Origin of the sequence: Aminobacter sp. BA135, from assembly GCF_050859125.1 — a bacterium.
Classification (GTDB): Bacteria; Pseudomonadota; Alphaproteobacteria; order Rhizobiales; family Rhizobiaceae; genus Aminobacter; species Aminobacter ciceronei.
The window spans coordinates 1,415,506-1,438,477 of record NZ_CP139572.1; the positions used below are offsets into that span (position 1 = coordinate 1,415,506).

Consider the following 22,972-nt stretch of genomic DNA (forward strand, 5'->3'; position numbering starts at 1 on the left):
AAAAGACCCCGCCTGGGAGCGACGCCTTTTTCGTTGACGCCAATGCTGGAGGTCAGAGGCTGGTCAACCGGGAATGGGGCCATTGGCGGGCAGGACGAGCGACCTGAGCACCTGCACGCCGATGTCCTCGATGCCGACATTGGTGTTGGACAGGATGACGACGCCGACCTTCGTTCGGGGGTGGAAGGCGATGAACGAGCTGAAGCCGCCGGTGCCGCCATTGTGCCAGATGACCTCGCCGGTGGCGTTCGTGGTCACGACCCAGCCAAGGGCGGTGGCTCCGCCGTCGGTGATCTGTCTGCGTGTCGCGAGCGTTGTGGCAAGCGTCTTGGAAAGCCGCACGGCCCGGGGTGTCTGGCGCTGGCCAAGCGCCATTTCGAGGAAGACCAGCAGGTCGTTGACCGACGAGCGCAGCGCGCCCGCGCCGGCGAGCGTGGGGAGGTCCCAGTTGGGAACGCCGGCCAGCGCGCTGCCATGTCCGCGCGCCATGCGTTTCGCGAGGTCGGGGGTGAGCGTGATTGCCGTGCTGGACATGCCGAGCGGATCGGTGATCCGCAGCCTGACAAGCGTTGCGTAGTCGACGCCGGCGCGGCGGGCGAGCGCATGGCCGAGCAGGCCGAAGCCGAGATTGGAATATTCGTATTCGGCGCCGATCCTGCGCGGCAGGATGTAGCCCGACACGAAGGCGTAGAGTTGTTGGGTGGTATAGTCGGCATAAGGATTGGCGTCATCGGCTGGCGCCAGATTGTCGGGAAGCCGCGGCAGCCCCGACATGTGGGTGGCAAGGTCGGTGAACGAGATCGTCTTGCCGTCGCGCCCGGGCACCGTGACGTCTTCGGGTAGATATCTGGCAACGGGGTCGTTCAGGGCAACTTCGCCACGCTCGGCCATGTCGGCAAGCAGCATCGCGGTGAACACCTTGGTGATGGATCCGATCTCGAACAGCGTGTCGCCATCGACGGGACGTGGATCGGCGATGCCGAACTTGCCATGCGACACCACGCTGCGGCCCTTGGGGCCGACGATGCCGACGACGATGCCGACGCCCTGCTTGTGCTTGTCGATGCGCTCGGCAAGCAGGGCGCGGACCTTGGCGTCGGCCTGGATGCTGCCGGCGGCATTTGCCGGCGAGGCGACCAGGGGGCGATCGATCAGGCGGTCGAGATAGAGCAGGCCGCTCGAAAAGGCGGCGATCGTCAGGATCGCGGCGGTGGCTGTCAGGGCGCCCTGCAGTGCAGTTTTCTTTTTGGCCGGGCCGGTCATGTCGCACATGTCTCTCAAATCATCAGAGACAACTTGGTGGCTGGTCCAGGTTGCGAGAGCATTGCGTGGGGTCGGGCGGTTGGTATGGCGCGCTTGAAACCCCGCGCCAACGCATCGAGCCGGATTACGTTCTGGCGATGAATTTCAGGATGCCGGCGACGCCCGAATCCGTCGTGCCATCCTTGCGGTCGGATGGATGGTTGATGCCGTCCATGACAGGGATTTCTGTGAAATCGAACGGGCTGATGCCTTCGAGGATGGCGGCGTTGACGCCAAACTGGTTGGGGTTCGAGCGGCGCTGGTGATGGGTGTAGATACCGCATTTCGAGCAGAAATAGTGCTTCGCGGCCATGGTGTTGAACTGATAGAGGGTGAGGGCTTCTTCACCCGATACGACATCGACCCCGCCGAGGTCGGCCGACAGGGCGACAGCGCCCTTCATCCGGCAGTAGGAGCATGTGCAGCGCCGCGCGCTGCGCAGGCCGTCCGCCAGCCTGACGTGCAGGCGCACCGTGCCGCAATGACAGGCGCCATTGATCTCGTTGATGTCCATGTCCATGGGCAGTCCCTCTCTTCGCTTCCAAGCGGCATGCAGGACGGTTGGGTATGGCCTGTGATGCGCAAAAGAAAGTCCCGGTTTGTCACCGGGACAATTTGGCAGGGCCGGGGAGGGAAATTGTGGCGTCAGCCGCCGGAGCTGCGGTCGTGTGTGCCATAGGATTCGCTGCGTTCGACGCTGCGGTAGTAGTCGACAAGCAGCTTGCCGCGCTCGGGCTTGAAGCCGCGGCCGGCAGAAGTGACCGCCGAGATGCGGTCGATGCGGAAGGCGCGGAAGTCGTTGCGCATCTCGCACCAGGCGATCAGCGTCCAGACCTTGCCCCAGAACCACAGGCCGAGCGGGCGGACCTCGCGGGCAGAGCCGCGGCCGGCTTCGTCATTGTAGTCGAGCTTGAGCACCTGGCGCTTTTCGACGGCGCGCTCGATCAGGTCGATCGCCTCGCGGTCGGCGTCTGACACCACCCACATCGGCGTGTGGATTTCGGTGCGGGCGATGCGGTCCTTTTCCGAGTCGGGCAGGACCGCGCCGATCTTGACCAGCGCCTCGTCGGCGGCGCGTGCCATGGCGGCACCGCCGAAGGCGCGGACCATGCGGGCGCCGGCAACCAATGCTACGATTTCGTCTCGTGTGAACATCAGCGGCGGAAGGTCGAAACCCTCCCTCATCATATAGCCCACCCCGGCCTCGCCATCGATCGGCACACCCGTCGATTGCAGGTCGGCGATGTCGCGATAGATCGTGCGCTCGGAAACCTCGAGCCACGCGCCCAGCTTGTGCGCGGTCACCAGGCGGCCACCACGGAGATGCTGTACGATCTGGAACAGCCTGTCGGCGCGTCTCATCGATTACCCCTCAAGTCTCGCGCTGTTCTTGGCCAAGTGGGGGCGCCTGGCGTCGATGACAATGCGCGTCGTCAAAATCTCAGTCCGGAATGTCGCCAAGCGCCTGGCGCCGGGCGACGCCGGAGGCCCGCGATATGCGAACCGTTCATCCTATCATTGCACAAGGCTCCTGACAGCGTATTGTCAGGAGGCGTCACCATGTCCGTGCGCTGCCCCAGCATGCTCGCGGGCAAACATGGCGCGCATCTCGCCGATCTGGCCGACGAGCTCGGGGTAGAGCGTCTCGAGGAAGGCCGCGGCGAAGGTGCCGGGCGCCGAGCCGGGAGCGGAGACGACATTTCTGTCGGCGACGGCGTGCGGCACGTCCTGGTAACCCTGAGCGCCGGCGTAGGCAGGCTCATGCCCCAGGATCCAATCACGGCCGTTGCTGGTGTGGGAGACACCGTCGAACAGGCCGGCGCGGGCGAGCGCAAGGGTTCCGGCGCAGATGCCGCCGACGACGCCGCCGCGCCCGGCGACAGCCTTGAGCAGTGGGGAGACATCAGGCGCGTCCTTCGACGCCCAGCCATCCGAGCCGATGACGGCGACAGCGTCGAGATCCATGTTTTCCGCGGGGTTGGCGCCGCGTGTCGGCGACAGGCTGAAGCCGGCGATCGAGGTCAGCGGTGCCTCGTGCGGCGAAATCGCGATGGCGCGCGCGCCGAACCACTCGGCCGCCGAAGCGGCCAGAAGGCCATACTCCCAGTCGGCATAACCTTCGATGAACAGGACACCGATCGTCTTGGCTGTGGTCATGGGCGTGTCCCCTCTGTCGTGTGGTGTGTCAATTGCGGTCGGTACGGCGGGCGTCGAAACGGTCGGGCCAGCCGATATCCTTGCGGATGCTTGTCGGCAGAGAATTCATGAGGCGCTCGGTGCGGATCTCATTGTGCATGGTCCTGACCTTGCCAGCATAATGCCTGATGGTGCGAAAGATGACAGGCGTAAACGTATTCATGGCGGGTCCTCCTTATCTTGTACGGGAGGAGTATCGCACACCCCTCCTGACAGCAGTCTGTCAGGAGCACGCGGTCGTCCGCGACTATGTTTCCGTCAGGCTTTGGCAGCAACCGTGCCGTTGAGCGCGAGGCGCCCGCCATCGGCGAAAATCGTCTGCCCGGTGATGTAGGAAGCATCGTCGGAGGCGAGGAAAGCGGCGATGGAAGCGATCTCGTCAGGCTCGCCGATGCGGCCGAGCGGGGTGCGCGACAGGATGCGGGCCTTGGCCACCGGATCGGCCTTGGCACGGGCCAGCATGTCGGTCGAGATCGAGCCGGGCCCGATGGCGTTGACGCGGATGCCATAGGGCGCGAGGCCGAGCGCCATCACCGTCGTCAGCTGGCCGACACCGCCCTTGGACACGGCATAGGGCACCTGGTCGGGATGGGCGACGACCGAATTGATCGACGACATGTTGATGATCGTGCCCGCGGGCCCGCCTGCCTTGACCCTGTCGGCCATGATGCGGGCGACGGCCTGGCCGGCTAGAAAGGCACCCTTGAGATTGACCCTCAGCACGCGGTCGAAATCGTCTTCGGCAAGGTCGAGGAAACTGGCCTGGTGGTCGATGCCGGCATTGTTGACCAGCACGTCGATGTCGCCGAAGGCGTCGATGGTCGAGGCGACGAGATTGTGGACGTCGAGGCGCTTGCCAACATCGGCGCGAACGAACCGCGCCTCGCCCAGCTTTTCCAGATCGCGCTCTGCGGCATTGCCCTCTTCCTGGTCGATGTCGGCGATGACGACACGCGCGCCCTCGCGCAGGAAGCGCCCGGCGATGGCATAGCCGATGCCCCTGGCACCGCCGGTAATGATTGCCGTCTTGCCGTCGAGCTTCATGGTCCGCTCCTGCCGTTGTCGCCGCGACGGCGAATCCAGTCGCGGACAGTGGCGGGAAGGGCTGGCGGGGTCAACGGGGATGGGTGACGACCCCCGTCCTGCTCAGCCGCCCGATGCGGCGATGAAGACCGCCAACTGAGCGTCGAAGGCGCGCTTGTAGGCGGGGCGGGCCTGGCCGCGGGCGACATAGGCGGCTAGGTTTGGATAATCCTCGACGATGCCGTCCCCCTCCAGCCGGCGCAACACCATCACCATCATGAGGTCGCCGGCGCTGAACGCGCCGTCGAGCCACTCGGCTTCGCCAAGCCTGTCGGAAAGCTGGTCCATCCGGACGCGGATGCGATCCTTGAGCATCGGGATGCGTTCCGCGAGCCAGGGCTTGTCGCCCTCCACGAAAGGCGCCTGTTCGAGCTCGACGATCGGCGGCTCGACAGTGTTCAGCGCGGCGAACATCCAGGTGATGGCGCGCGCCCGGGCGTTGGCTTCGCTGGGCAGCAGCCCGGCATGGCGCTCGGCGATGTGCAGGATGATCGAGCCCGACTCGAACAGGACGAGGTCGCCTTCCTCATAGGTCGGGATCTGCCCGAACGGGTGGCGCGCCAGATGCGCTGATTGCTTCATCGCCTTGAACGAAACCAGACGGACGTCATAGGGCTGGTCCACCTCCTCGAGCGCCCAGCGAACACGCATGTCGCGCGCCAGTCCCTGGCCCCTGTCGGGCGAAGCCTCAAAAGCGGTGATGGTGGGGGTCATCGGCAGGCTCCGGCTGTTGCATGTCCTTGCATGGTGCCTCCAGAGGACGAACGATGGCTAGGGTTCCCGACAGCCGCGCTGCATTTTCCTGGGCCATGGCAGTTTCGCGGTCGTAAGTTCAAGATAGCGCGCGGCCGCGGCTTGTACTTTTGTCAGCAGACAGCCGCGATCACCTTCCATCACCGGCGGGCGGGGTGGACAATGGCCGTCGCGCGCCTATGTCGGAAGGGCGGGCGGCTTTACGCCGAACTGGCTACACGTGAGAGGAGCGCATCATGCCGACTGCAAAGAACACGATCTGCCTGTGGTACGACAAGGAAGCCGAAGCGGCGGCCCGATTTTATGCCACGGTGTTTCCCGACAGCAAGGTGACGGCCGTCCATCGCGCGCCGGGCGATTACCCCTCGGGCAAGGAAGGCGATGTGCTGACTGTCGAATTCACAGTCGCCGGCATTCCCTGCATCGGGCTCAATGGCGGGCCCGCCTTCACCCATGATGAGGCCTTCTCGTTCCAGATCGCCACCGACGACCAGGAAGAAACCGACCGCTATTGGAACGCCATCGTCGGCAATGGCGGGCGGGAAAGCGCCTGCGGCTGGTGCAAGGACAGATGGGGCATCAACTGGCAGATTACACCGCGCGTGCTGACCGATGCCATGGCTGCCGGCGGCGCGGAAGCCAAGCGCGCATTTGCGGCGATGATGGACATGAAGAAGATCGACGTCGCAGCGATCGAGGCGGCCCGGCGGGGGTAAGAACACTGGCCGGATTGCCGGCGGCTCGCCCGGACGCAAGAGAGGCTAGCTGATATCCTTTCGCAATCGGATCGCCGGCGCCAGATCGGTCTGCACGGTCCCGTCAAAGCGGAAGCCGGAGGCCTCGTAAAACGGACGCGCCCGCTCGTCGGCAACGACTTCGAGCGCTTGCGTGCCGAGCGCCTTGGCGCGGCGCTCGGCCTCGGCGAGGAGCAGGCTGCCGATCCCCATCCGCCATGCTTCCGGCGCGACGAAGAGATCCTCCAGCTCGGCTCGATCTGCGGTGTCTCCCGGCAGAACAGTCACGAAGCCGAAGATCTGTCCTGACCTGTCGGCGACCGCGACATATGGCAGGTGCGCGGCCGGAACCTCTCTCGCCTCCGGTATCGCCTGCAGTTCCTCGACATGGTCTCCCCAGGCCAGCGACGACCGCAGCTTGAGCGCGCCGAGGGCACCCCTCTCCTCGACGCGAGCGGGCCGAATGCTGAGGGTCATTTGTGCTTCCGTGTACTCATTGAGCTGCGCCTACATCTTCTCACCGGGCAAGGCGCTTGCCTGCCTGACCCAGTCGGAGAACTGGGCTTCGTCGAACGGCTTGTCTTCGTAGATGTCGAGATAACGCACCTCGGCCTGCTTGGAGGTGCCCGGCGGCAGCGGTGAGAGCTGTGCGCCTTTGAAGAAGGCGACCTTGACGTATTTGCTCATGCAGTGGAAGCCGAGGAACCAGATGTCCTTTTCCATGCCGTAGAAGGGCGAGTTCCATTTCACCGCCTTGAGCACGCCGGGCACCGCCACGGTGACAAGGGCGTCGATGCGGCGGCCGACGTCCTGTTTCCAGCCGGGCATGGCGTCGATGTAAGATTGGAGCACGGAATCGCCATAACCCTTCGGGATCTGCGGATTTCCGCCCGACAACAGCTTGGGTGCCGCGTCCCTGGCCATCAGGCATGGCCCTTTGCCGCCGGCAGCGTGTCCCGTCGACCGCTGAAATAGGGCGCGAAGAACATGTAGATGCCGGTCGGGATCAGCACGAAGAGCGGCGGCAGCGGCAGGTAGTAGTACCAGTCGGGCAGGGTGGTGATGTCCATTCCGATGAAGATCGAGGCGACGATCAGGCTGAAGAGCAGCGAGGTCCAGCGATGGATGATGCGGATCACCGAGTTCATTTGCAATACTCCCTGAAATCGATGTTGTTCAGTCGAGCTTCGAGACGACATTGCCCAACTGGTCGAAGAAGCGCGGCCAGCCGACTGATGCACCCTGGAAGTAGGCCTTCTGGGCGGTGGTGAAGCCGCGCTGCTCCATGCGCAGGCTGGTACCTAACGCGGTGGGGGCGAGCGTCCATGTGACGATGCTGCGGAGATCCTTGGTGTCCCAGCGATAGGACAATGCGCGGTGCTCCTCGACAGTCTCGACCTCGCAGTCGACCTGGCCCCAGTCGGCGGAGAGCGTGAAGCGGCGGCCGGCGACCGGGATGAAGTCGTTGTTCATCAGCCATTCGGCGATGAGATGCGGCTGGGTCAGCGCGCGCCAGAGCTTTTCCGGCGGATAGGGGAAATCGCGCTCGACCACGACCGAGCGCGTGGTTTCCATCGTTTCGGTCATTGGTCCATCCTCTTGAGTAAATTGTCGAGATCGTCGAAGCGGTCGTTCCAGAAACCAGACATTTCGGTCGTCCAGTCGACCAGTGTCCGCAGCGCTTCGCGTTCGGCGCTGTAATAGGTGTAGCGGCCCTGCTGCCGGTCGCGCACAAGTCCGGCCGTCTTCAGGATCTTCAGGTGTTTTGAGACCACAGGTTGCGATACCCCGGCCTCACCCAACAGGCCGACGACGGTGGTGTCGCCGTTGCGGCAGAGGCGCTCGAACAGACCGCGGCGTGTCGGATCGGAAAGCGCGCGAAAGATCGCGTCCTGGGGTTCGGTCATATCTCATACCCGTTTGGCTATGGGATAATGCATAGCCGTTTGGCTATGGGTTGTCAACAGAGGTTCTGGAGCGTGGGGCGAGCCGGCTGGCGTGGTCATGGCCCGTCGAGCAGCGTGCCTTGACCGAGCGTCTCAACTGCTTGACCAAGCGTCCAAAGCCATTGACTAGTTCGATCGTTGCAGCTCACCTCATGACGCTTGATCGGTGGTGCGCCGGTGAAAAATCGAAGGTCAACGCCGGGGGGCGATCATGGCAACACCACAGCGAGACGAATGGCCATTTCAGCCCGGCCTGGAGTGTTTCACGGCTTGGAAGAGTGCGCTCTCCCTGCTTGTCGATTGCTCGATCCCCGACGACGCAGATCCCGCATCTTTTGATTTCCACGGTTGCGCCTGGCAGCTCCCCGGCGCCTTTCTGCACGTCAACGGCGGTTCGGCGATGGCGATGTCGCGGACGCAACAGGTGATCGACGAGCGACCTACCCCGCATATGGTGCTGTTCATGGTGCTGGAAGGGCGGGTGACCAGCAACTACGACGGATTGATCCAGGAACATGAGCCCGGAGACATCGTCGTCGTCGACTACTCTTTGCCATATGAGAGCGAAACGTCAGGCTTTGAAGCAATCGCGCTGACCTTCGACAAGACCAGCGTGCAGGCCGCCCTTCAGAACAACGTGCACGGCCTGGTGCTGACGGCAAACGACCATGCCGGTGCTGTGCTGGGAACCCAGATCAAGGCGCTGGCTGAGTACATTGACGGCCTCAGCGTTCACCAATGCCAGGTAATCGTTGACGGCATCCTGCATTTCGCCGCCGCCGCCTATGCCTCGCCGGCGACGCGAGAGAGGCGCGACAAGCGTTTTCTTTTCCAGCGCGCATTATCGGCCGCGCGGCAGGGCTTGTCCGATCCCGACTTCGGCCCCGACGAACTGGTCTCGGCCCTGGGGGTCTCGCGATCGAAACTGTTCCGCCTGTTCGAGCCATATGGGGGCGTACAGCGCTGGATGCTTGCCGAGCGGCTGAGGGGAAGCTTGCAGGGCATTCTGCGATCGACGCCGGATCACAAGATAGCGGCCATCGCGCGCAGCCACGGTTTTCGCAGCGAGGCGCATTTCAGCCGTGCCTTCCACAAGCGATATCAGATCAGTCCGAGCTCGGTACGCGCGCTGGCCAGGGATTCGATGCGGATGGCTACGTATGAGACCTTGCTGAAGCGAGGCGGCGGCAACGGAAGCGCCATCGTCGAAGCCTGGCTTGCGGCTGCCCGCGCCTGAGCGAAAGGCGGCCCGACGGCCGCGCCCTCTTGTCTCGCACGCCGCTGATCAGAACTTATAGTTCAAGCCGCTCTTGAGTGTGTGAAAGGCGGTATCCATCTCGATCCGGTCTCCGGTGTAGATGAAATCTGTCGCCTTCAGGCTGCCGAGATCGACATAGAGATATTCGGTCTTCAGCGTGATGTTGTCGGTGATGCCATATTCGACACCCGCGCCGGCGGTCCAGCCCAGATTGGTGTCCGAAAGCGTTTCGCTGAACCCGTCGTTGCTGCTGTCGGAATAGGCAATCTTGCCATAGGCGGCGCCACTTGTGCCGTAGAACAGGACATTGTCCCTGACGTAGCCGAGACGGCCGCGCAGCGTGCCGAACCAGTCGACCTGGATCGTATATCGAGAGCTGAAGCCTTCGGTCGATGACTCGCTGTGTTCGGCCTTGATCCCGGACAAGGACAGATCCGTTTCGACACCAGCGACCCAATTGGGGGCGAACTGGTTGATGTAGCCGAGCTGAAGGCCACCGAAACCACCGAACGCCCGGTCGCTGACCTGGTAGCTGATCAGGTCGACCTCGGTTTCAATGTTGTAGAAATTGTCAAACTTGCCGCCCCCGATGCCACCATGGGCGCCGACGTAGAAACCGTTCCAGTCGTAGGCGAAACGTTCCGCGACCGGTGCCGGGGGCAGTTCGCCTATCACGTCGGCCGCTTGCGCGGAGGCCAAGCCCAAGATCAAGGCGGAACAGATCGTAGTAATGCCGGCAGAATTTTTCAAAACAAGCCCCAGGATTTGCAGGTGATGACATCACGTCACTAACATGAAGAGAAGATCTCGCGCCTTGATCCAGCGTCTCATCTTGATGACCCCACGTCCCAATGTGTGCGTCACGTCCGCCTGGGGCAGTGACTGAATGATCGACTTGGCTGACAGTACTTCTGGTCTTGACCAGTAGCCTGCTTGTCTTGCGCGCAGACCGACCGGTCATGACTCTCAAGGTATGGTGGCGAGCATAAGGGGCAGGAAGATGCCGGACGAAGCGGTTCAAATGCGGATCGATGAAGCTTTGGTGGAGCAGCCCATGCTCCACCAATCATCGTATCTGGGACGGATAATAAGCAAGGCATGGGCGCGCTGCACGTCAGCCGACCCGTATCCGCAGCGAGACCACCGGTCGGACGGGCTTGAGGCTTTGGATATGCTCGGTGGCTGGAAGGGGTCCGGTTCCAGGCGGAGCAACCGCTGACACGAAGGTTCCAGCGGTAACTCCGGCCGCAGCGAGGGTCGATGCCAACCAGAAGGGCACTTCGAGGGCGGCCTGAATGCCATGCGTAGCTACCGCGACCCTTGCGAAATGCCGGGACCCTGTTGCACAACAGGGCATGTCGAAGACCACTCCCGCCACGCTCGCCTTGACCAGATCAGGCATTCCGTTTGCGCTCGCGACCTATGAGTATGACGCCGGGGCGGAGCGTGTCGGGCTGCAGGCGGCGGAGGCGATGGGGGTTTCGCCCGGCATCGTGCTCAAGACCCTGATGGTCGAGGTCGACGGCAGGCCGGCTTGCGTGGTGGTGCCCTCCGACAAGGAGGTCAACATGAAGAAGGTGGCGGCCGCCTTCGGCGGCAAGGCGGCGCAGATGATGAAACCCGACATTGCCGAGCGACTGACCGGTTACAAGGTCGGTGGAATCAGTCCCTTCGGCCAGCGCAAGCAGGTGCCGACGGCGGTCGAGGACCTCGCGACGCTTGAGGACGAGATCTTCCTGAACGGCGGGCAGAGGGGCCTGCAGATTCGCATGCGGCCCGGTGATCTGATCGCGGCACTGGGCGCCAAGGCGGCCGACCTGATCCGCTGACGTTTCGATCCGGTAAGCTTCGTTCTGCCAACTCGATGCAAGTCCGGCAGCGCCGCTGTTTTCAGGGCCGCACGGGTCAATCGCTAGTTCCGCTTGTCGGCAAAATGCTGCTTCAGCCTGGCGATCTCGTCATGCGACAAGTCCTTGATGTCGGCGACCTGCATCCAGGCGTCGATATAGTGCTCGGCGGCGTAGACGTGGCCGTAGCCCATCGGCGCTGTGGTCGCCATGGCGAGGTCGAGCGTCAACTGCAGGAAGGTGACGACAGGGTACCAGCGCAACTCGGGCGAGACGTCGGGGCCGCGTGGCGTCTTCATCCACTCCGGCTCGCTGTAGAGCGCGTGCGTTTCGTAGAAGGTGATCGGGTCCGAGGCGTATTGCAGGTAGACGAGGCGGAGCGGCCCCCATTGAGCGCCCGGAATGTCGAGCGCGTTCTGCTGCGCGGTGAAGCGGACATAGGAGCCGTCGCGGAATGCGGGCAGCCATTCCGGCGTGCCGGGATTGCGGTCGTCGGTGATCGAGCGCCAGATGCGGCTGGCGAAGGGCGGGCCGCTGAGCAACGCGCCCTGGTAGGGATCGCCGAGCACCTCGAACAGCTCGTTGGACAGTTCGGTGCTGAGGGCGCCGAGGCTGAGGCCGAAGAGATAGAGTTTTGGGCGCTTTTCCTTGGGCAGGGTGCGCCAGTAGCCATAGACCTCGCTGAACAGGGCGCGCGACTGCTCGGCGCCGTAGCCGGGCTCGACCAGCAGCGACAGCCAGCTGGCGAGATAGGAATATTGCGCGGCGACGCTGGCGACGTCGCCATGGTGTAGGAACTCGATCGGGTCGATCGCCTGTTCGTCGACCCAGCCGGTGCCGGTGGGCGTGACGATGACGAGCGTCGAACGCTCGAAGCCGCCGGCGCGCTTCAACTCCTCCAATGCAAGTTTGGCGCGTTGCTGCGGCGTGTCGCCCGACTGCAGGCCGACATAGACGCGGATGGGTTCCTTGGCCGGTTTGCCGGTGAGTTGGCCGATGTCGGCGGCAGTCGGGCCGGAGGCGATGTAGGAGCGCCCCATGCGGCCGAGATCCTGCCAGCGCACCAGCGATGCGGCGCTGCCGGTCTTGCCAGGCTCGGCGGGCTGGCGGGTTTCGGCTGGCATCAATTCATCGAGGCGCTGGAACGAGCTGTCCATCACACGCAGGCCGTAACGGAAGATGATGCCATCGGCGGCCGACCAGAACAGGAATACGGCTATCGTGGTGCCGATGACGTAGGAGACGCGCGTCGGCACGAAGCGGCGCAGCTTTTCCGAGACGAAGACAAGGGTCCGCTTGAACAGACGGCCGAACGCCACGAGCACGACGAAGGTGACCAGCGCGATGGCGCCAACCTCAAGCGGATGGGCGGTGTCGACCGGGGCAAGCTGCATCAGCCGGCGGATCGAGTTCTGCCATTCCGACGCCTGCCACAGGAAGGCGAGACCGACGATGCCGCAGGCGATGGCAGCGATCAGCTTGCCGGCGATCAGGATGCGGGCGCGGAGTTCGGGCAGCTCAAGATAACGCCAGAGCCAGCGCAGGAAGAAGCCGCAGCCATAACCGACGGCAGCGGAAAGGCCTGAGAGCACACCTTGGGTCAGGTAGTTGCGCGGGATCAGCGTGGGCGTCAGTGACGCTGCGAAAAACAGCGTGCCGAGCAGCAGGCCGGTGGTCGAGAACGAAAACCAGTAGCGGACGGCCCAGTTGCGCAGCATGCCTATGCCCCCAATCCTATCAGGCCAACTTGCCGCGTGCCTTGTGCTCAGGCAATGGCACAGCGTCCAAATCTGAGGGAAAGGCAAAGCCTTAGCCGGGAGCGAGCGCATCCATATTGCGGTCCGCTGGCATCGTCACGTTTCAGGCGCAGTTGAAACTGCAGCCTTTCGGGATCTTGGCGTCGCCCACGCAAATCCTCATGGTGAGCCTGTCGAACCATGAGGATTTGGTGCCGTGAGGGCGGTCAGGCCACGCCGATGCCGCGCGCCTTCAGCGCCTCCGTGATCTCGTCGAGGATGACGGGGTCGTCGATGGTGGCGGGCATCTTCCAGTCCTCGCGGTCGGCAATCTTCTGCATCGTGCCGCGCAGGATCTTGCCGGAGCGCGTCTTGGGCAGGCGCTTGATGGTGACCACCATCTTGAAGGCGGCGACGGGACCGATGCGGTCGCGGACGAGGCCAACGACCTCCTTCTCGATCGCTGCCGTGTCGCGGGAAACGCCAGAGTTGAGGACGATGAAGCCGCAAGGGATCTGTCCCTTCATGGCGTCGGCAATGCCGATGACGGCGCATTCGGCGACATCTGGGTGTTCGGCCACGACCTCCTCCATGCCACCGGTCGACAGGCGGTGGCCGGCGACGTTGATGATGTCGTCGGTGCGGGCCATGATGAACAGATAACCCTCGTCGTCGATGTAGCCGGCGTCCGCGGTCTTGTAGTAGCCGGGGAATTCGGCGAGGTAGGCGTTGAAGAAGCGCTCGTCGGCATGCCACAGCGTCGGCAGGCAGCCGGGCGGCAAAGGCAGCTTGACCACGACATTGCCGAGCGTGCCGCGCCCGACCTCATGGCCGGCATCATCGAGTACGCGCACGTCGTAGCCAGGCATCGGCACGCAGGGCGAGCCGTATTTGACCGGCAGCAGGCCGAGCCCGACCGGGTTCTGGCTGATCGGGTGGCCGGTCTCGGTCTGCCACCAATGATCGATGACCGGCACCTTCAGCTTATTCTCCGCCCATTTGATGGTTTCTGGGTCGGCGCGCTCGCCGGCGAGGAACAGGGTGCGGAATTTCGAAAGGTCGTATTGCGGCACGAAGAGGCCTTGCGGGTCTTCCTTCTTGATGGCGCGGAAGGCAGTGGGAGCGGTGAACAGGGCAACGACCCCGTGTTCCGAAATGACACGCCAGAATGTGCCAGCATCGGGCGTGCCGACCGGCTTGCCCTCGAACAGGATGGAGGTGGCGCCGTGCAGCAGCGGGCCATAGACGATGTAGGAGTGGCCGACGACCCAGCCGACATCGGAAGCTGCCCAGAAGACTTCGCCCGGCCTGACACCGAACTCATTTTCCATCGACCATTTGAGCGCGACCATGTGGCCGCCATTGTCGCGCACCACGCCCTTGGGCTGGCCTGTCGTGCCCGAAGTGTAGAGCACATAGAGCGGATCGGTGGCGGCGACGGGCACACATTCGACCGTGCGGCCGGCAGCCTTGGCGGCACCGACAGTTGCGGCATAATCGAGGTCGCGGCCGGCGACGAGATCGCAGGCTAGCTGCGGCCGCTGCAGGATGAGGCAGTGTTCCGGCTTGTGGCTGGCGAGCTCGATGGCACCGTCGAGCAACGGTTTGTAGGCGATGACGCGGCCAGGTTCGATGCCGCAAGAGGCCGAGATGATCAGCCTCGGCGTGGCGTCGTCGATGCGGGTGGCGAGCTCCTTGGCGGCAAAGCCGCCGAACACCACCGAATGGATGGCGCCGAGCCGGGCGCAGGCGAGCATGGCGAAGGCAGCTTCTGCGACCATCGGCATGTAGATGATGACGCGGTCGCCTTTTTGCACGCCCTGGTCCTGCAGCACGCTGGCGAGCGCATTCACTTCGGCGAGCAATCCGGCGTAGGTGAATTTCTGCTGCGTGCCGGTGATCGGGCTGTCGTGGATGAGGGCCACCTGTTCGGCGCGGCCGTCCTGCACATGGCGGTCGAGCGCGTTGTAGCAGGTGTTGCATTCGGCCCCTGCGAACCACTGGCCATAAACGCCGCCCTCGGCGTCGAAGACCTTGTCCCAGGGCTTGAACCAGTCGATCGCCCTGGCAGCCTCCGCCCAGAACCCCTCGGGATCGTGGGCCCAACCGTCATAAACCTCGTGATAGCGAGATGGCATGGCGTTTCCTTCCCAGGACAGTGGCCCTTGAGGCCGTCATTGTTGGCTCAGTTTGTACCCGCCGGGTCGACTGGGCGTCCATTTGACCTTGGTTTAAGAGGCTGTCCGCAAATGCCGTTTTTGACGCGTTTTGGTGCACTGCCGCTGTTCTCAAATCGTAGTGCTTGCTGCCGCACTGTAGCAGATCGGCTCATCGCCTTTGACAGGCACGCGCGAAGTTGATCAAAGACGGCATGTCCAAGGCGCTGTCGCTCCTCATCCTCGCCATCATGGCGATCCAGCTGATCAAGCCGCTCGGCCTGCCCGGCCTGAGGCGGCGCCGCGATTTCTGGAAGCTCGCGGTGCTGGCGCTGGCGGCGATTTCTGCGACCGCGCTGCTGGGGCACTAGAAAGCCGACGCCAGGCCCTGCCACGAAATATGCGCGCCAAGCAGTGCCAGGCCGGCAAAGAACCAGCGCCTGAAGGTTTCAGCCGCGATGCGACCGCGCAGCCAGCCGCCGAGCCACATGCCGGCAAGCGCCGGCAGGATCGCGAAGGCCGACATGCCGACCTGATGGAGCGGAACCGCATCGTTGGCCCACAGGCCGATACCGAGCGCGATGGTCGAGACGGTGAAGGACAGCCCCAGCGCCTGCACCAGATCGTCGCGGCCAAGGCCGAGCCCGCCGAGATAGGGCACGGCCGGGATGACGAAGACGCCGGTGGCGCCGGTCATGATGCCGGTGAGCGCACCGACAACAGGGCCGGCCCAGAGTTCGGCGACCGGCGGCACCGACATGTTCAGCTTGAGCAGGCCGAGCGCTGAATAGGCGAGCAGTACAAGCCCGAGGCCCGCGGTGACGATTGATGTGTAGCCGCTGGTGATCAGTCCGGTGAAGGCGAGCGTTGCCGCGAACACGGCTGTCATCATCGGCCACAGGCGCCGCACGAGTGCTGCGACATCGGCGCCGGCGAGCAACTGCCAGATGTTGGTGACGAAGGAGGGCAAGAGCAGGATGGCGGCGGCTTCCGCCGGCAGCATGACGAGGCCGAGCAGCCCCATGGCCACTGTCGGCAGGCCAAGCCCAACCACGCCCTTGACCAGCCCGGCAAGGACGAAGACGGCGCCGACGACGATGATGAGCAGGTAGGGCTCAGGCATGGCTGTGACCATGCAATGGCGCCTGACATGCAGGCAAGCGCCCCCCACAGTCATGGGGGGTTCGCCGGGGCAAAACCCCATCCCAACCCCGGCGAACCTTACCTGACCGCAAGGGTCAGGCTCCGGCCATCGCCGGCAACTCATATCAAGCAGGATGCGTGCCAGCTGTTTCTGTGCCGGATTGGGACAAGGCGCCGGGCTGTCGCGCTACACGTTGACGACGTAAGATCATGGCGATTGGCTGATGGTCCGTCATTAAGGGCGAGGGGATGACAATGAGCGATGGCGATGTCCTGGCTCTCGGAACCTGGCACTATGACGGCCATGTTCCGACTGCGGTGAAGATCGTTCGCCAGCCCTATAGACGTGGCTCGGGCGACCATGAGGATCCTCCTGCCATCCGGGACGGAAGCGAGACGCCCTGCTTCGTTGCCTGGTGGGGTTCGCCCGGCGATCCCTGCGGTTTTCGCTCCGCTTCTGGCCAACATGAAACACTGGCGGAGGCGATGTCAGCGGCAGAGGCGCTGGTTCCGAGCATCTCGTGGCAATTGCTGCCCGCGCTCTGATTGCAGGGTGGCAAGACGATGATGGGTGGCGCCGATTTGCGCCGAAGGCTGGATTTGCTCGGCGGCCGCCTCGATGCGCTGAAGACGTTGGAGGCGCAACGTCAGGCAAGCCTTTCGGATAGGCCAGCTGTCGAGCGGCCGACGACACAATGGGTCGACCCGGCTTATCACACGCGTGCCAGCCTCACGCCGCCGGAGCGGGCCGCCGGCCTGATCATTTTCATCGTCATCGTCGTCCTGCTGCAATGGCTCTGGCCGAAATGCGCTGAGTTCCTGTAAGACGCAGCAGCCGCGTTTCGTGGTATTTTGATACGTCCAGCGTCGGGAGCGGGGGATGAATTCCCAGGGTGTTGCCAAGGTGCCGTTCGGGCCGACGACCGCTGCGGCAATCGTTCTTTCGCTGATGATCTGCACGCTTGTCGCCTATTTCGTAATGGCTGCTTTGACCATTGCTGTCGGGTGGTTGGCGATGCTCGGCGATCTGATCGCGGGCATGCTCCAGCAGTCGCGCTACATCAGGATTCTTGCCGCGATGATTGGCGCTGCGGCGGGCGGATTTTCCGGTGTCTGGGCGGCGCGGGTGGTCTGCGACTTCGCCTTCGTCGCCTATATGCCGCGCGCGGTGTTTTACGCCATGGCCGTGCTCGCCGCAGCCGGCCTTGCCAAGTGTTGGTACGCCGGATCGCTGGCCGAAAGTGCCGTGGTGCTGGCGCAACTGGTCGCGACCGTCGTCGGCGCCTTCATCTGGTTTTGGCCCGATCGTTCGCCGATCGCCATGGGCAACGGCATCGTCAGGTCCGACTGATCGGCGAGCGACCCGATCCGGCCTGACGCGTGACCTGCCGTACCATCGGCAATCGGGCGCGAGCTGCTGGACTTGCCGGCTGCCGGCAGCTACCTGTGGCTGATGAAGCAGAACAATCTCTACCTCATCATCGGTCTACTCGCGGCTGCCGTCATCGCGCTCGGCATCTATGTCTATCGCCAAGAGACCAAGCCCAAGGGTGTCGAGTTGCGCATCGACGAAACCGGCATTTCGGTCCAGGAAAAGTAATCACGGTTTTCGCCGCCAATGCCGGCGTCGCCTCGCTGGCGAAGGCCATGGCAGTGTGTTGACGTTGGCAAGATCTGCGTTGCTGCGCTCCAGGCTTGATGGAATGATGGGTTATGGCGAGATTGACGAACACGGCTCCGAACCGGGTGTTGGCCGTCGACACGATGGTGGTGAACGAGGAGCCGCTGCTGGCGCTGCTCAACCTCGAGACTGATGACGGCGCCGTCGAGCTTGCGATCAACCGCACGATGGCCGAACTGATCGTCGATCAGCTGCTGACCCTGCTCGGATACGACGAGGAAGAATAGCCTCTCTCGACGGTTGGCTTGCCGTTTTCACCGGCTTCAATGGAACGCTCTGCCGCATCGGGGGTTGTCTCATGGCGAGACAATGGTGGAGCCCGCGATGTTCGAGCTTATGCAGAACCTTCTGGTCGCGGCCTGGTATGGCCAGCCGTCCGAGGACACCACTGATGTGGTGCCGGATGAGGCGGTTGTCGGCAGCGTCGGCGATCGCCTGCACCGCGATCTCGACGCGTGTTTCCAGGTGATCCACGACCAGATCTCCGAGCGCAAGCAATGACTGATCACTTCGACGCGGAGAGCCCGGTCGATCAACCGAAAAGGTCCGGCACTCGTACGGCTCGTACCCGCTGAAGCAAGCCGGCATCTCCCGAAGGAGCAAACCCCGTGAACGTCGCCAACCTGCAACTCGAAGGCCTGTTGATGGCCATCGCCACTATCAATCACATCCTTGTTCGCAAGGGCGTCTTGTCCGCAGAAGAGATCGACATCGCCTTGCGCAAGGCCGAGGCGAGTGAGACGGCGGAAGAGCGCTCCGAAGCGCTGTCGTCGTCCCACCGCGATGCAGTCAACTTCCCAATCCGGCTGCTGCAGTTGGCCAACCAGTGCCAGCCTGAAGCCGACATACCGTCGTTTTCGGCACTGGCCCGGATGGTTGGCCAGATGAAGGAGCCGTATAACGACCAGATGTGAACTCTGCCTCAATCCTTTTGTCGCGGTGCCCCATGCCTCGTAACCGCGGTTCCTTTCAGATGCGGTGGAGTGAGCCGGCCGCGAGGGCAGAATGAAGATCCTTGTTTTCCAGCATCTCAGAGTTGAGCACAGCGGCATCTTCGCCGCATTCTGGCGCGAGGCTGGACATAGCGAGCATGTCGTCGAGCTGGATGAGGGCGAGGGGATCCCCGACCTCGAAAACTTCGACATGCTGGCCGTCATGGGCGGTCCGATGGACGTCTGGCAGGAGGAGGCGCATCCGTGGCTGAAGCCGGAGAAGGCAGCGATCCGGCGCTGGGTGCGCGAGCTCAAGCGGCCCTATCTCGGCATTTGCCTCGGTCACCAGCTTCTGGCCGACGCGCTGGGCGGCAAAGTTGGGCTGATGAAGGCGCCGGAGGTTGGGCTGGCAACCGTCGAGCTGACGCAAGCCGGCCGCACCGACCGACTGTTTGCGGGCATCGACCCTGACATCGAGACGCTGCAATGGCATGGCGCGGAGGTGTCTGTGTTGCCGGAGGGTGGCGAATGTCTCGCCGCCAACGTTGCCTGTCCGATTCAGGCGCTGCGTGTCGGCGAAAGGGCCTACGGCTTCCAGTATCACATGGAAATCACCGACCGCACTGTCGGCGACTGGTCGGAAATTCCGGAATATGCCGCTAGCCTGGAGCAGGCGCTGGGAGCCGAGGAAGCTGCACGCCTGGCAGAGACGGTGGCGCCGCACCTGCCGGTATTCCGCAAGACGGCGAGCCGTATCAACGACAATTTCTTCGCCGCCATCTGCGGCTGAGATACGGCCGGTTCCGTCCCTCTTGTCGGCCACAAACCGACATGGCCGGTTGTATTCGCGGGCGTATCGCCCTAGGCAGGCATGAACCGGAAAAAGAGGACAGAACATGCCCAGGCCGACGAACTACAATCAGGAACGCCGTGACCGCGACCGCGCCAAAGCGGCGAAGAAGGCAGACAAGCTGGCCGCCAAGGCCGAAGCAAGGCTGCGTGGCAAGGCCGGCTCGGAGCTCCAGTCGGAGCCCGAAAGCGAAACCGAAGAGTAAGGTGCCTAATGCGCCCGACCGGGTGCATTTGAAACACGAACCTGCGTATCCGGCCTTGGCCGGTGCGCCGGTCAGTCCTTGTCGTTGATAAAGATGCTGGCTTCGCGCGCGGCGGCGACAAAAGCCCGCCGCGCCGCCATGGCCGGCTTTTCGCCCGAAATAGCGTCGGAGCATGCCTGAAGGGCAGCCCGATGCTTCGGGCTTTTCTTGCCAGACCAGTTGTTGAGCAGGAAAGCTGAGGCTTCCTTGGCGCTGCGAAGCAGCAGGGGCGTGCCGGCGGGGTCGCCCTTTACGGTGATGGGCGTTTCGAACCTGATGTTTTCCATGGTCGCTCTCATACGCGAAAGTGCTGGGGGAAGCGAGCCGCATAACGCCTGGTGGTTGAAGCGTGGCCAGCATGCGGCGCAGCGCCTCCACATGTGGTTGAGAACAGACTGGCACTTGTGAGGCTGGAGCTGGCATGACAGAGGAGGCGGGCTCGGCATTGATCGTGCCGGACGAGGGGGGACGATGACAAGCAAACGGATACTGCCTGCTGTTCTAGGCCTGTTGATTGCCAGTGCCGCGCCGGCATCGGCCGAAGGCGACCGCTACCGGGCCTTCAGCGCCACCGCCGAGAGTATTACCGGCGACATTGAGATGGACGACTTTTCCATCACCTTCGCCAATGGCGAATCCCTGAAGTTCGCCGCCTTGCTGGGCGATCATCTCATCGTCGACGGCGAGCGGGTGAATGCATCGGTCTACAGCGTCGAAGACCCCTCGGATCCCGAGCTGGAGAATGGCAACAAGCTGTGCGGCGCGGGCGACGTGACTTACCTTGCCAGTTGGAGCGGCGGCGAGGGTCTGACGGTGGTTGCGGTGTTCACCGGCGACGAGCCGCCTCAGAGCAGCGCCGACATATGCGCGTCTTATACCTATCAAGATTGAGGAGCCGCCTAGCTACGTTCGGCAGGTGTGTGTCGGCTTGAAGACGCTTCGCCGGCGGCACCTTTTTCCGTGTCGCGACGGCGGTGCTCTTTGCCGGCTATTGTGAAGCGATGGCAAAGCCCGACGCCTGCGCCAAGAAACCAGCCGAAAGGTCCGAGCAGTGTGTCAACAACCCAGACACACGTGCAAATGACCAGCATGCCAAACATTGCTGGGGCAGTGAACTTGGGGTCCAGGGAGAAAATCTAGGCGATCAAGCAGGCTGCCGCCATCACGCAGACAGTCCAGTCCGCGGCGCGGTCAAGGTCGCAAAAAAAGCCCCGGATCGCTCCGGAGCTTTCGCATTTCTGCCCGATGGCGGGGCTTACGCAGCCTTTTCCAGCGTCGACTTCCACTGGCCGAGAGCAGCCAGGTGGTTCATGTGGGCGCGGTGCGTGAAGGCGGCCTGGCCTGCGGCGAGGTTTTCGACCTTGCCCGACCATGCCTTCTGCGGCGCTGCCTGCAGCGCGCGGCCGTAGGAGAAGGTCAACTTCCACGGGTGCGGGCCGATGGCGTTGATGGCGTTGAGGTTGGCGGTAGCCTCCTCGTCGGACTGGCCGCCCGAGAGGAAGGCGATGCCCGGGACCGCAGCCGGAACCGTCTCGCGGAACAGCTTGATGGTCTTTTCTGCGATTTCCTCGGCGCTGGCCTGCCTGGCGGCCTTCTTGCCGGAGATGACCATGTTTGGCTTCAGGATCGTGCCTTCGAGCACGACGCGGGCGGCGTAGAGCTCGTCATAAAGCTTGACCAGCGTTGCCTTGGTGACGTCGTAGCAAGTGTCGATGTCATGGGCGCCGTCCATCAGCACTTCCGGCTCGACGATCGGCACGATGCCGGCTTCCTGGCAGAGTGCTGCGTAGCGGGCGAGTGCCTGGGTGTTGGCCGAGAGCGAGTAGGCCGACGGCACGTTCTTGCCGGTGTCGATGTCGATCACGGCGCGCCATTTGGCGAAGCGGGCACCGAGCTTGTAGTACTCGGCCATGCGCTCACGCAGGCCGTCGAGGCCTTCGGTGATGGTGTCGCCGGGGAAATTGACGATGGCCTTGGCACCGGCGTCGACCTTGATGCCGGGAATGGCGCCCGATGCCTTGATGAGATCGACCAGCGGCGTGCCGTCGGCGGCGGACTGGCGAATTGTCTCGTCGTAGAGGATGACGCCGGAGATGTACTTGGTCATCGCCTCCTTGGTGCGGAACATCATCTCGCGATAGTCGCGGCGGCTGTCGGCCGTCGACTCGACGCCGATGACGTCGAAACGCTTCTTGATGGTGCCGGAGCTTTCGTCCGCAGCCAGAATGCCCTTGCCGTTCGCCACTATGGCGACGGCGATGTCTTCGAGACGTTCGCTCATACAATTACCTCCTGGTCAGATGCGGCGCGCATAGCAGATGGTTTTCCTGAACGGAATGCCGGCAACAAGCCTATAACCGATTGAAATTATTTCAATCGTTTTAGCTCGCGGGCAAGATTTACGACCGGTTGTTACAGATTTGAACTTATGACTAGCCGAATAGCAAAAAGTACAGAATGCGAGGTATCGGAAAAGGTCAATTCGACTCGGTCTGACCATACGTGTTCGGGTCATCTCGGCCGACGGTGCCGGCGTCTGTCTATCTATTATATCAGTGGGTGCTAAAATATTACCTCGCCGCATGCACCTGTGCGCATGACGATGATGGGAGGCTGCCATGGCTGATGGCGCAATGAATGTCTCGAAATTCGAGTTCAAGTCCCACAATGAGCCGGACGAGGTCCGCTCGCCGGACAAGACCCGTGTCGAAGTGGTGCGGCTGACAGGCTTCACCCTCGGCCGGCTCAATATGGAGCCGGGCTGGCGCTGGTCGGAATGCGTGAAGCCGGTGGTGAAGACCGACAGCTGCCAGGTCTCGCATGTCGGCTATGTCGTTTCGGGCACGCTGACGGTAAGGCTGAATGATGGGACGCAGAAGACGCTGACCAAGGGCACCTCCTACACCATTCCGCCCGGGCACGACGCCTGGGTCGAAGGCAACGAACGTTTCACCTGCATCGAGGTGATGAGCGCCGAGCAGTATGCAAAGCCGGCATAGTGGGGCAGGCCGAGGCTGGGAAGCTAGACGGGCCGGGCGCAGACGGCGTGGACCCCTCTCCGTCTCGCCCTGCGGGCGAGCCACCTCTCCCCAGAGGGGCGAGGAACCCAAG

The 22,972-nt window shown here is 63.3% G+C and carries 33 protein-coding genes; 15 read left to right on the forward strand and 18 right to left on the reverse strand.

Annotated features, from left to right (window positions below):
- Positions 1 to 63: 63 nt before the first annotated feature.
- The 7 genes from SLT36_RS06875 to SLT36_RS06905 all read right to left on the reverse strand — a co-directional run bounded on the left by SLT36_RS06875 (position 64) and on the right by SLT36_RS06905 (position 5,295).
- Entirely contained in the window at positions 64 to 1,272 is a 1,209-nt protein-coding gene (locus SLT36_RS06875) for a serine hydrolase domain-containing protein (protein WP_432286449.1), read from the reverse strand.
- A gap of 115 nt (positions 1,273 to 1,387) precedes the next feature.
- A complete protein-coding gene (locus tag SLT36_RS06880; RefSeq protein ID WP_432286450.1) occupies positions 1,388 to 1,822 on the reverse strand; it encodes a GFA family protein in 435 nt (144 codons plus the stop codon).
- Positions 1,823 to 1,947: 125 nt separating this feature from the next.
- Positions 1,948 to 2,664: a helix-turn-helix transcriptional regulator gene (locus tag SLT36_RS06885; RefSeq protein ID WP_067957091.1), complete on the reverse strand. Its 717-nt coding sequence runs from the start codon at positions 2,662 to 2,664 to the stop codon at positions 1,948 to 1,950.
- A gap of 183 nt (positions 2,665 to 2,847) precedes the next feature.
- Positions 2,848 to 3,459, reverse strand: coding sequence for a DJ-1/PfpI family protein (locus SLT36_RS06890; protein ID WP_432286452.1), 612 nt, complete (start codon positions 3,457 to 3,459; stop codon positions 2,848 to 2,850).
- Between the two features lie 28 nt (positions 3,460 to 3,487).
- Positions 3,488 to 3,661 (reverse strand): hypothetical protein, encoded by a 174-nt coding sequence (locus SLT36_RS06895; protein WP_182573752.1) that lies wholly within the window; start codon positions 3,659 to 3,661, stop codon positions 3,488 to 3,490.
- Between the two features lie 95 nt (positions 3,662 to 3,756).
- Complete coding sequence (locus SLT36_RS06900) at positions 3,757 to 4,542, reverse strand: SDR family NAD(P)-dependent oxidoreductase (protein ID WP_432286454.1); 786 nt, start codon at positions 4,540 to 4,542, stop codon at positions 3,757 to 3,759.
- 102 nt (positions 4,543 to 4,644) lie between these two features.
- The gene (locus tag SLT36_RS06905) at positions 4,645 to 5,295 is read right to left on the reverse strand and encodes a glutathione S-transferase family protein (RefSeq protein ID WP_432286455.1); all 651 of its coding nucleotides are present in this window, start codon (positions 5,293 to 5,295) and stop codon (positions 4,645 to 4,647) included.
- Between the two features lie 275 nt (positions 5,296 to 5,570).
- Between SLT36_RS06905 and SLT36_RS06910 the strand changes: the two genes are divergently transcribed.
- The gene (locus tag SLT36_RS06910) at positions 5,571 to 6,050 is read left to right on the forward strand and encodes a VOC family protein (RefSeq protein WP_432286457.1); all 480 of its coding nucleotides are present in this window, start codon (positions 5,571 to 5,573) and stop codon (positions 6,048 to 6,050) included.
- A 45-nt stretch (positions 6,051 to 6,095) separates the two neighbouring features.
- Here SLT36_RS06910 and SLT36_RS06915 read toward each other — a convergent pair whose 3' ends face one another.
- Genes SLT36_RS06915 through SLT36_RS06935 form a run of 5 tightly spaced genes read right to left on the reverse strand, consistent with a single transcriptional unit; the run spans position 6,096 to position 7,975 of the window.
- A complete protein-coding gene (locus tag SLT36_RS06915) occupies positions 6,096 to 6,545 on the reverse strand; it encodes a GNAT family N-acetyltransferase (RefSeq protein ID WP_432286458.1) in 450 nt (149 codons plus the stop codon).
- Between the two features lie 30 nt (positions 6,546 to 6,575).
- Positions 6,576 to 6,992, reverse strand: a complete 417-nt coding sequence (locus SLT36_RS06920) for a DUF1801 domain-containing protein (RefSeq protein WP_432286460.1) — start codon at positions 6,990 to 6,992, stop codon at positions 6,576 to 6,578.
- Positions 6,992 to 7,216: a hypothetical protein gene (locus SLT36_RS06925; protein ID WP_432286461.1), complete on the reverse strand. Its 225-nt coding sequence runs from the start codon at positions 7,214 to 7,216 to the stop codon at positions 6,992 to 6,994. Before SLT36_RS06925 ends, SLT36_RS06920 begins: the two co-directional genes overlap by 1 nt.
- 28 nt (positions 7,217 to 7,244) lie before the next feature.
- A complete protein-coding gene (locus tag SLT36_RS06930) occupies positions 7,245 to 7,655 on the reverse strand; it encodes an SRPBCC family protein (RefSeq protein WP_432286463.1) in 411 nt (136 codons plus the stop codon).
- Complete coding sequence (locus tag SLT36_RS06935; RefSeq protein WP_432286465.1) at positions 7,652 to 7,975, reverse strand: ArsR/SmtB family transcription factor; 324 nt, start codon at positions 7,973 to 7,975, stop codon at positions 7,652 to 7,654. The genes SLT36_RS06930 and SLT36_RS06935 overlap by 4 nt, the downstream gene beginning before the upstream one ends.
- Before the next feature lie 250 nt (positions 7,976 to 8,225).
- Between SLT36_RS06935 and SLT36_RS06940 the strand changes: the two genes are divergently transcribed.
- Positions 8,226 to 9,251: a helix-turn-helix transcriptional regulator gene (locus SLT36_RS06940; protein ID WP_432286467.1), complete on the forward strand. Its 1,026-nt coding sequence runs from the start codon at positions 8,226 to 8,228 to the stop codon at positions 9,249 to 9,251.
- A 48-nt stretch (positions 9,252 to 9,299) separates the two neighbouring features.
- Here the strand turns inward: SLT36_RS06940 and SLT36_RS06945 are convergent, their stop codons facing one another.
- The gene (locus SLT36_RS06945) at positions 9,300 to 9,971 is read right to left on the reverse strand and encodes an outer membrane protein (RefSeq protein ID WP_432286469.1); all 672 of its coding nucleotides are present in this window, start codon (positions 9,969 to 9,971) and stop codon (positions 9,300 to 9,302) included.
- Between the two features lie 656 nt (positions 9,972 to 10,627).
- Between SLT36_RS06945 and ybaK the strand changes: the two genes are divergently transcribed.
- Positions 10,628 to 11,101: a Cys-tRNA(Pro) deacylase gene (ybaK, locus tag SLT36_RS06950; RefSeq protein ID WP_432286470.1), complete on the forward strand. Its 474-nt coding sequence runs from the start codon at positions 10,628 to 10,630 to the stop codon at positions 11,099 to 11,101.
- 83 nt (positions 11,102 to 11,184) lie between these two features.
- Here the strand turns inward: ybaK and SLT36_RS06955 are convergent, their stop codons facing one another.
- Positions 11,185 to 12,837: an alpha/beta hydrolase gene (locus SLT36_RS06955; RefSeq protein WP_432286472.1), complete on the reverse strand. Its 1,653-nt coding sequence runs from the start codon at positions 12,835 to 12,837 to the stop codon at positions 11,185 to 11,187.
- Between the two features lie 245 nt (positions 12,838 to 13,082).
- Complete coding sequence (locus SLT36_RS06960) at positions 13,083 to 14,993, reverse strand: propionyl-CoA synthetase (protein ID WP_432286473.1); 1,911 nt, start codon at positions 14,991 to 14,993, stop codon at positions 13,083 to 13,085.
- A 233-nt stretch (positions 14,994 to 15,226) separates the two neighbouring features.
- On the opposite strand from SLT36_RS06960, the gene SLT36_RS06965 reads away from it, so the two are divergent.
- Positions 15,227 to 15,382: a hypothetical protein gene (locus SLT36_RS06965; protein ID WP_432286474.1), complete on the forward strand. Its 156-nt coding sequence runs from the start codon at positions 15,227 to 15,229 to the stop codon at positions 15,380 to 15,382.
- On the opposite strand, the gene SLT36_RS06970 is transcribed toward SLT36_RS06965, so the two are convergent.
- A complete protein-coding gene (locus SLT36_RS06970) occupies positions 15,379 to 16,146 on the reverse strand; it encodes a sulfite exporter TauE/SafE family protein (protein WP_432286476.1) in 768 nt (255 codons plus the stop codon). The genes SLT36_RS06965 and SLT36_RS06970 overlap by 4 nt on opposite strands.
- Positions 16,147 to 16,409: 263 nt before the next feature.
- Here SLT36_RS06970 and SLT36_RS06975 point away from each other — a divergent pair, with 263 nt between their 5' ends.
- The 9 genes from SLT36_RS06975 to SLT36_RS07015 all read left to right on the forward strand — a co-directional run bounded on the left by SLT36_RS06975 (position 16,410) and on the right by SLT36_RS07015 (position 19,822).
- On the forward strand, positions 16,410 to 16,700 hold the full coding sequence (locus SLT36_RS06975; protein WP_432286478.1) for a hypothetical protein: 291 nt from the start codon (positions 16,410 to 16,412) through the stop codon (positions 16,698 to 16,700).
- 18 nt (positions 16,701 to 16,718) lie between these two features.
- On the forward strand, positions 16,719 to 16,979 hold the full coding sequence (locus SLT36_RS06980; protein WP_432286480.1) for a hypothetical protein: 261 nt from the start codon (positions 16,719 to 16,721) through the stop codon (positions 16,977 to 16,979).
- A 55-nt stretch (positions 16,980 to 17,034) separates the two neighbouring features.
- A complete protein-coding gene (locus SLT36_RS06985) occupies positions 17,035 to 17,505 on the forward strand; it encodes a hypothetical protein (RefSeq protein ID WP_432286481.1) in 471 nt (156 codons plus the stop codon).
- A gap of 72 nt (positions 17,506 to 17,577) precedes the next feature.
- Positions 17,578 to 17,754: a hypothetical protein gene (locus SLT36_RS06990; RefSeq protein WP_432288541.1), complete on the forward strand. Its 177-nt coding sequence runs from the start codon at positions 17,578 to 17,580 to the stop codon at positions 17,752 to 17,754.
- Between the two features lie 113 nt (positions 17,755 to 17,867).
- Complete coding sequence (locus tag SLT36_RS06995; protein ID WP_154385705.1) at positions 17,868 to 18,062, forward strand: hypothetical protein; 195 nt, start codon at positions 17,868 to 17,870, stop codon at positions 18,060 to 18,062.
- A gap of 97 nt (positions 18,063 to 18,159) precedes the next feature.
- Positions 18,160 to 18,336 carry a hypothetical protein gene (locus SLT36_RS07000; RefSeq protein WP_432286483.1) on the forward strand — a complete coding sequence of 59 codons (177 nt, stop codon included), beginning with the start codon at positions 18,160 to 18,162 and terminating at the stop codon, positions 18,334 to 18,336.
- A 107-nt stretch (positions 18,337 to 18,443) separates the two neighbouring features.
- Positions 18,444 to 18,749, forward strand: coding sequence for a hypothetical protein (locus SLT36_RS07005; RefSeq protein ID WP_115730521.1), 306 nt, complete (start codon positions 18,444 to 18,446; stop codon positions 18,747 to 18,749).
- Positions 18,750 to 18,840: 91 nt separating this feature from the next.
- Positions 18,841 to 19,557 carry a type 1 glutamine amidotransferase gene (locus tag SLT36_RS07010; protein ID WP_432286485.1) on the forward strand — a complete coding sequence of 239 codons (717 nt, stop codon included), beginning with the start codon at positions 18,841 to 18,843 and terminating at the stop codon, positions 19,555 to 19,557.
- Positions 19,558 to 19,663: 106 nt separating this feature from the next.
- The gene (locus SLT36_RS07015; protein WP_432286487.1) at positions 19,664 to 19,822 is read left to right on the forward strand and encodes a hypothetical protein; all 159 of its coding nucleotides are present in this window, start codon (positions 19,664 to 19,666) and stop codon (positions 19,820 to 19,822) included.
- A 71-nt stretch (positions 19,823 to 19,893) separates the two neighbouring features.
- On the opposite strand, the gene SLT36_RS07020 is transcribed toward SLT36_RS07015, so the two are convergent.
- Complete coding sequence (locus SLT36_RS07020) at positions 19,894 to 20,148, reverse strand: DUF982 domain-containing protein (protein WP_432286488.1); 255 nt, start codon at positions 20,146 to 20,148, stop codon at positions 19,894 to 19,896.
- A gap of 184 nt (positions 20,149 to 20,332) precedes the next feature.
- Here SLT36_RS07020 and SLT36_RS07025 point away from each other — a divergent pair, with 184 nt between their 5' ends.
- Positions 20,333 to 20,752 (forward strand): hypothetical protein, encoded by a 420-nt coding sequence (locus tag SLT36_RS07025; RefSeq protein WP_432286489.1) that lies wholly within the window; start codon positions 20,333 to 20,335, stop codon positions 20,750 to 20,752.
- A 364-nt stretch (positions 20,753 to 21,116) separates the two neighbouring features.
- Here SLT36_RS07025 and SLT36_RS07030 read toward each other — a convergent pair whose 3' ends face one another.
- On the reverse strand, positions 21,117 to 22,142 hold the full coding sequence (locus SLT36_RS07030; protein WP_432286491.1) for a class I fructose-bisphosphate aldolase: 1,026 nt from the start codon (positions 22,140 to 22,142) through the stop codon (positions 21,117 to 21,119).
- A 337-nt stretch (positions 22,143 to 22,479) separates the two neighbouring features.
- Between SLT36_RS07030 and SLT36_RS07035 the strand changes: the two genes are divergently transcribed.
- A complete protein-coding gene (locus SLT36_RS07035) occupies positions 22,480 to 22,860 on the forward strand; it encodes a cupin domain-containing protein (RefSeq protein WP_432286492.1) in 381 nt (126 codons plus the stop codon).
- Positions 22,861 to 22,972: the final 112 nt, after the last annotated feature.

What these genes read in the sequence shown, in the direction of transcription:
- SLT36_RS06985 (WP_432286481.1), top strand. Translation starts at nt 17,035, where the DNA reads ATGAATTCCCAGGGTGTTGCCAAGGTGCCGTTCGGGCCGACGACCGCT.
- SLT36_RS06895 (WP_182573752.1), bottom strand. Translation starts at nt 3,661, where the DNA reads ATGAATACGTTTACGCCTGTCATCTTTCGCACCATCAGGCATTATGCT.
- SLT36_RS06890 (WP_432286452.1), bottom strand. Translation starts at nt 3,459, where the DNA reads ATGACCACAGCCAAGACGATCGGTGTCCTGTTCATCGAAGGTTATGCC.
- SLT36_RS06935 (WP_432286465.1), bottom strand. Translation starts at nt 7,975, where the DNA reads ATGACCGAACCCCAGGACGCGATCTTTCGCGCGCTTTCCGATCCGACA.
- SLT36_RS07020 (WP_432286488.1), bottom strand. Translation starts at nt 20,148, where the DNA reads ATGGAAAACATCAGGTTCGAAACGCCCATCACCGTAAAGGGCGACCCC.
- SLT36_RS06955 (WP_432286472.1), bottom strand. Translation starts at nt 12,837, where the DNA reads ATGCTGCGCAACTGGGCCGTCCGCTACTGGTTTTCGTTCTCGACCACC.
- SLT36_RS06910 (WP_432286457.1), top strand. Translation starts at nt 5,571, where the DNA reads ATGCCGACTGCAAAGAACACGATCTGCCTGTGGTACGACAAGGAAGCC.
- SLT36_RS06975 (WP_432286478.1), top strand. Translation starts at nt 16,410, where the DNA reads ATGAGCGATGGCGATGTCCTGGCTCTCGGAACCTGGCACTATGACGGC.
- SLT36_RS07030 (WP_432286491.1), bottom strand. Translation starts at nt 22,142, where the DNA reads ATGAGCGAACGTCTCGAAGACATCGCCGTCGCCATAGTGGCGAACGGC.
- SLT36_RS07015 (WP_432286487.1), top strand. Translation starts at nt 19,664, where the DNA reads ATGCCCAGGCCGACGAACTACAATCAGGAACGCCGTGACCGCGACCGC.
- SLT36_RS06925 (WP_432286461.1), bottom strand. Translation starts at nt 7,216, where the DNA reads ATGAACTCGGTGATCCGCATCATCCATCGCTGGACCTCGCTGCTCTTC.
- SLT36_RS06930 (WP_432286463.1), bottom strand. Translation starts at nt 7,655, where the DNA reads ATGACCGAAACGATGGAAACCACGCGCTCGGTCGTGGTCGAGCGCGAT.
- SLT36_RS06885 (WP_067957091.1), bottom strand. Translation starts at nt 2,664, where the DNA reads ATGAGACGCGCCGACAGGCTGTTCCAGATCGTACAGCATCTCCGTGGT.
- SLT36_RS06920 (WP_432286460.1), bottom strand. Translation starts at nt 6,992, where the DNA reads ATGGCCAGGGACGCGGCACCCAAGCTGTTGTCGGGCGGAAATCCGCAG.
- SLT36_RS06940 (WP_432286467.1), top strand. Translation starts at nt 8,226, where the DNA reads ATGGCAACACCACAGCGAGACGAATGGCCATTTCAGCCCGGCCTGGAG.
- SLT36_RS06880 (WP_432286450.1), bottom strand. Translation starts at nt 1,822, where the DNA reads ATGGACATGGACATCAACGAGATCAATGGCGCCTGTCATTGCGGCACG.
- SLT36_RS07035 (WP_432286492.1), top strand. Translation starts at nt 22,480, where the DNA reads ATGGCTGATGGCGCAATGAATGTCTCGAAATTCGAGTTCAAGTCCCAC.
- SLT36_RS06915 (WP_432286458.1), bottom strand. Translation starts at nt 6,545, where the DNA reads ATGACCCTCAGCATTCGGCCCGCTCGCGTCGAGGAGAGGGGTGCCCTC.
- SLT36_RS06995 (WP_154385705.1), top strand. Translation starts at nt 17,868, where the DNA reads ATGGCGAGATTGACGAACACGGCTCCGAACCGGGTGTTGGCCGTCGAC.
- SLT36_RS06980 (WP_432286480.1), top strand. Translation starts at nt 16,719, where the DNA reads ATGATGGGTGGCGCCGATTTGCGCCGAAGGCTGGATTTGCTCGGCGGC.
- SLT36_RS06970 (WP_432286476.1), bottom strand. Translation starts at nt 16,146, where the DNA reads ATGGTCACAGCCATGCCTGAGCCCTACCTGCTCATCATCGTCGTCGGC.
- SLT36_RS06965 (WP_432286474.1), top strand. Translation starts at nt 15,227, where the DNA reads ATGTCCAAGGCGCTGTCGCTCCTCATCCTCGCCATCATGGCGATCCAG.
- SLT36_RS07025 (WP_432286489.1), top strand. Translation starts at nt 20,333, where the DNA reads ATGACAAGCAAACGGATACTGCCTGCTGTTCTAGGCCTGTTGATTGCC.
- SLT36_RS06875 (WP_432286449.1), bottom strand. Translation starts at nt 1,272, where the DNA reads ATGTGCGACATGACCGGCCCGGCCAAAAAGAAAACTGCACTGCAGGGC.
- SLT36_RS06900 (WP_432286454.1), bottom strand. Translation starts at nt 4,542, where the DNA reads ATGAAGCTCGACGGCAAGACGGCAATCATTACCGGCGGTGCCAGGGGC.
- SLT36_RS06960 (WP_432286473.1), bottom strand. Translation starts at nt 14,993, where the DNA reads ATGCCATCTCGCTATCACGAGGTTTATGACGGTTGGGCCCACGATCCC.
- SLT36_RS07000 (WP_432286483.1), top strand. Translation starts at nt 18,160, where the DNA reads ATGTTCGAGCTTATGCAGAACCTTCTGGTCGCGGCCTGGTATGGCCAG.
- SLT36_RS06905 (WP_432286455.1), bottom strand. Translation starts at nt 5,295, where the DNA reads ATGACCCCCACCATCACCGCTTTTGAGGCTTCGCCCGACAGGGGCCAG.
- ybaK (WP_432286470.1), top strand. Translation starts at nt 10,628, where the DNA reads ATGTCGAAGACCACTCCCGCCACGCTCGCCTTGACCAGATCAGGCATT.
- SLT36_RS07010 (WP_432286485.1), top strand. Translation starts at nt 18,841, where the DNA reads ATGAAGATCCTTGTTTTCCAGCATCTCAGAGTTGAGCACAGCGGCATC.